5 protein-coding genes are annotated in these 4,386 nt (G+C 49.7%); 4 read left to right on the top strand and 1 reads right to left on the bottom strand.

All coding sequences use genetic code 11. From position 1 onward, the window contains the following. Positions 1-246 precede the first annotated feature (246 nt). The 4 genes from IQ260_RS28165 to IQ260_RS28150 are packed head-to-tail and all read left to right on the top strand — an operon-like array spanning position 247 to position 3,661. Complete coding sequence (locus IQ260_RS28165) at positions 247-879, top strand: pyridoxal-dependent decarboxylase (RefSeq protein WP_193996389.1); 633 nt, start codon at positions 247-249, stop codon at positions 877-879. After that, on the top strand, positions 876-1,883 hold the full coding sequence (locus tag IQ260_RS28160) for a DMT family transporter (RefSeq protein WP_193996388.1): 1,008 nt from the start codon (positions 876-878) through the stop codon (positions 1,881-1,883). The genes IQ260_RS28165 and IQ260_RS28160 overlap by 4 nt, the downstream gene beginning before the upstream one ends. A 6-nt stretch (positions 1,884-1,889) precedes the next feature. Beyond that, complete coding sequence (locus tag IQ260_RS28155; RefSeq protein WP_193996387.1) at positions 1,890-2,912, top strand: ATP-grasp domain-containing protein; 1,023 nt, start codon at positions 1,890-1,892, stop codon at positions 2,910-2,912. Positions 2,913-2,914: 2 nt separating this feature from the next. After that, positions 2,915-3,661 (top strand): cysteine dioxygenase, encoded by a 747-nt coding sequence (locus tag IQ260_RS28150; protein ID WP_193996386.1) that lies wholly within the window; start codon positions 2,915-2,917, stop codon positions 3,659-3,661. Positions 3,662-3,685: 24 nt separating this feature from the next. On the opposite strand, the gene mtnC is transcribed toward IQ260_RS28150, so the two are convergent. Further along, positions 3,686-4,386, bottom strand: a 701-nt coding sequence (gene mtnC, locus IQ260_RS28145; RefSeq protein WP_228016501.1) for an acireductone synthase, incomplete at its 5' end; no start/stop codon positions are given.

Here is a 4,386-nt window from a genome sequence, read left to right as displayed (position 1 = left end):
GGTTTCGGCTGCTGGCGCTAACGGCTAACCCACCCCGTTGTCTTTCCCTTTCTGGGAAAGAGTATCCCATTTTGCTGTAAGCCAAATTACAAAAACTATTAAATTCTCATTCTTTAGGGACGTTAGGGCTGATGATTTTCCCAATTCTCGGTCTGATTTTACTATCTAGTCGGTATGTTCACAGAGAATACTCAGTTTTCTCTAGTTTTATTCGATTAGTCTGATGAATACTTGTGAGAGCACCCTATGTTCCAAGCCTCTGATTATGTTTGCCTGCTCCAACAGCTCGAAGCTTTCTTTGCTGACTCCACTGCTGACCAGCCGGTTGCGCACAATCTAGAGCCAGATCGGCTGCGAGATCGCATCTCCCTCGATTTACCAACCGACGGTAAACCCCTGGCTGATTTAGAAGCCGATATTGCCAATTATCTGGCCTATGCCGTCAAAACTGCCCATCCCACCTACTTTAACCAGCTATGGGGCGGATTTAGTGCGCCCTGCTTTATGGGAGACCTGCTGACCAGCGCCGCCAACACCTCCATGTACACCCATGAGGTGGCCCCTGTCGCTACGCTGATTGAGCAGACCGTAATTGCCAAACTGGGTCAGCTGGTGGGGTTTGACAATCCTGAAGGTCAGTTCACCACGGGGGGCAGTAATGGCAACTTAATGGCCATGGCCATGGCCCGTCACCGCGCCGTTCCTACCCTCAAACACGAGGGTCTGGTCAAGGGGCCTCAGCTGATTGCCTTTGTGTCAGAAGAAGCCCATTACTCGTTTGCCAAAGCGGCCCAGCTGCTGGGTCTCGGTACGGCCAACCTGTGGCAGGTGCCTGTGTCGATCGGGCCTATACCCGTACCTGCTAGGAACCAGTTATGAATGAGCAGTCTTTTGTGTCCGGCATCGATCCTAAATTTATGCTGGTTTTGTCACGGGCCTTGCAGGCATTGCGACCGTCTCTTATTGCCTTTTTAGTGGCTAATGCCGAGACCCTCAGCGGTGGAATGAAAACACCGATTTCTTTTTGCAATGTGCTGTTTGTCGGCAATTTATGTGCCGCATTGGTAGTGTTGGCCTGGTTTGGTGCGGGGCCAATTTTTCAAGACCTGCGTCAAATGCCTCGCCGCATACTGCTGGGGCTGTTGATCAATGGTTGTCTCGCTGCCTTGCTGTCCGGGCTCATTTTTGTGGGTCTAGAACATACCATGGTGACCAATTCAGTCTTGTTGGGACGGCTGGGGCCGATTTTATTTGCTCTGGCCGGGGCAATAATTTGGGGCAAACACATCTCTAAAGCAGAATGGGTGGGGTTCTCGCTGATCATGGTGGGCATTCTGGCCATTGTGTTTATTAGCAGTCAGTTTCAGATCAATCGGGGTGATTTGTTTATTCTGGCGTCGACTTTGGTGTATGCGATCGCATCCATCATCAGCAAATTTATGCTGTCCAAAGATACCCCTCTAAGAACGGTGGTGTTTGCCCGCAACTTTGTGTCGGCCATTGTGTTTTTTGGCATCGCCAATATTTTGTTTGGACCAGACCATTTTGCCGAAACCTTTGCCGGTCAGCTGTGGATTGTCATGGCCATCTACGCGCTGGTGCTGATCGTGGTGGCACAGTTCCTGTGGTATGCCGCCCTCGGTCGTTTAGATTCTCGCGTGGTGGGGCGATGGACCTCCCTAACGCCCGTATTCGCTGTGTTCTATGCCTTTGTCCTCAATGGAGAACGACCCTCTATGATTCAGGTGCTTGCCTTTGCGATTATCATGCTTGGCGTCTGGGTTTCTACCCTGGGTAAACGGATGTCGCCCATGGAAAAAGATCATGCCATGGAGATGGAAACCATGGCTGCCAGCAACGAAAGTGCTGCATCGGCCACTTAAACAGCGATGAAACTTCTGAGCATTTGCGATCCAACCCAATACAGCAGTCCACCGTTGGACGTTCCCACGTTTTATAAAAACCTGTCCGCCGATCCGCGAGTAGAGTTTTATCATTTGCCGACACCAGGGGTGTTTACCAGTACTCCCCCCCATGTTGCCGCTGTATCGTCTACTGGAAAACTGACCTATCCAGCGTTTATAGAGCTAGGGACACACCCTCCGGTTAAGCTTGACCTCAACGACATTGATCTTATATTTTGTCGCACCCTTAAACCCTTTCCATCTGGATACCTAGACGCATTAGGCCAGTGGGAAACCTGGACCCGCTTTGTCAACAGTCCTACCAGTAAGCAACAGCAAATCAAATCAGATTTTCTTTTAAAAGTGGCCGAGGAGTATATCCCAGAAACCATTGTTACGGCAGATGAGACTATCGCGTTAGCCTTCTTTGAACAATTTCAGATCATTGTGGCCAAACAGGCCAATAGTACGGGGGGTAAGGGTGTGTTTAAGATTTGGTTTGAGGCTGGAGCGTTTTATGTGGACAACGCCCTGGACGGAACACGCTCATTTTCAGACTTTTTAGCGGTGATGACTTATCTGCAAACGGGACAAACAGAGCCGCTGCAGTTTTGTCGCTTTCTCCAACGCACCGATGCTGGAGATAAACGCGTGGTGGTGGTCGATGGTGAAATCTACGGCAGCTATCTGCGCCGCTCAAAGCGAGGCCACTGGGTCAACAACGTCAGTATCGATGGCGAATGTACCCTGGCAGATATTTCAGCCGAGGAGGTTGAGGCGATTCAACAGACGGTCAAGCACTATCAGGCTCTGGGCCTGCATACCCTGGGCTACGACTTTTTGATGGACGATGATCGCACCTGGCGCATCAGCGAAATCAATGCGGGTAACATTGGCGGCTTTGCCCGGTTAGAACTGCTGACCGGGCAGCCGGTGATGGATCGATTCATTGACTGGCTAATTGACTACGCCCGACGACCCAAACAATGTGCCATAGGAGCGGCCTGATCATGAGTCAAACTGGCCTTTCCACTGTAGCAACGCTGCCCATCGAGGAATACTCTATCAAGCTGCAGAAATTGATAGAGATCCTGCAGCGTTCGTCTCACTTTACTCCAATACAGGTAAAAGAGATTCTGCTGGAGGTAAACATCTTACCCGAAGAACTGATGCCCTGGGCTGATTTTGAGCATCCTGTGGCCGACAGCTACGGTCGCAGGTTGGTCTATGATGGTGGCCATTTTGAAATTATGGTGATGTCTTGGGTGCCGGGGGATTTTAGTGCCATTCATGATCATGGAGCCGCCCAATGGGGGGCTGTCCAATGCTTTGGTGCGGCGGAACATTATATTTATCGCTTTTCCAAAGGTCTGCTGAGTACGTTGGATATGGCCCACTACAGTCCTGGTATGGTGCGAACCGTAGACCATAGCCTGATTCATCAGATGGGTAATGCTGGTGCTGAGCCATTTTTGAGCCTGCATGTGTATGGCTGCGCCAAGCCTAAGGGCTCCATTACTGGGAACGCCCGTATTTTTGATTTGCTAGAAGAGAGTATTCAATATACCGATGGCGGCGTATTTTTCTGTTTACCAGACGACCAGATTAATCGACGCTTATCCGGGGTTCGAGGCGATCGCCAAACCACGTTTAGACATCATCAACAGATGTGCGATCGCATTTATCGTATCCTGCAGCATCAATACAATCCTGAACTCGCTCAAAAATTAGCCATACTCTCCGGGTACTCATCTTAGGGGCGTTTATTTGATCTCTATTCCTCAAGTCAAAAGAGTATCCTGTTGCTCTCGCCGTATTTCTGTAACCACACAACCTGCTTTCTGAGCGGCTTCTATTTCCCGTGGGTTGTCAGAATAAAAGTGGATCTCCTGGGGGGTAACACCTAAGTGCTCCGCTATTTTCTGATAGCTACTGACATCAAGCTTGGCCCCGATCTGAGTATCAAAATAATTGGAAATATAAGGTCTGAGGTCACCAACGTTGCTACAACCAAAAATCAACTGTTGCGCAGCAACACTGCCAGACGAGTAAATCGCTATTTTTCGCCCCTGTTGTTTCCACTGTTGCAAAGCAGGAATCACATCATCGTACATTTCTCCTTTGAGGCTACTATCCTCGTAGCCCGTCCGCCAAATCTTACCTTGAAGATCTTTGAGCGCCGTCAGTTTGCGATCTTGATCGCTCAGATACCTTAAGTAGGCGGCTGCACCAGCCAGATCGTCTTTCTCAGGCCAGCATGAAAGGGGCTCATCCTGGTAACTCAGCCAAAGGCGGTCAGTAATCTCTCTAATCTCAGGGGACGTAGAATGTTCCTGTAAAAAAGAAAGGTAACGACTGCGAGCGTAGGGAAAAAGTGTTTTCGTGACAAAATCTATGGGAGTAGTGGTACCTTCGATGTCCAGTAGAACAATTTGGATCATGCCGCCAACTGCTCTAAGGGATAGGACACTGCCGTATCTGT

It is taken from the genome of Leptolyngbya cf. ectocarpi LEGE 11479 (genome assembly GCF_015207065.1).
Taxonomy (GTDB): domain Bacteria; phylum Cyanobacteriota; class Cyanobacteriia; order Phormidesmidales; family Phormidesmidaceae; genus Leptothoe; species Leptothoe ectocarpi.
Note: the sequence above shows the minus strand (reverse complement) of the source record. Positions and strands in the feature narration are given on the sequence as shown.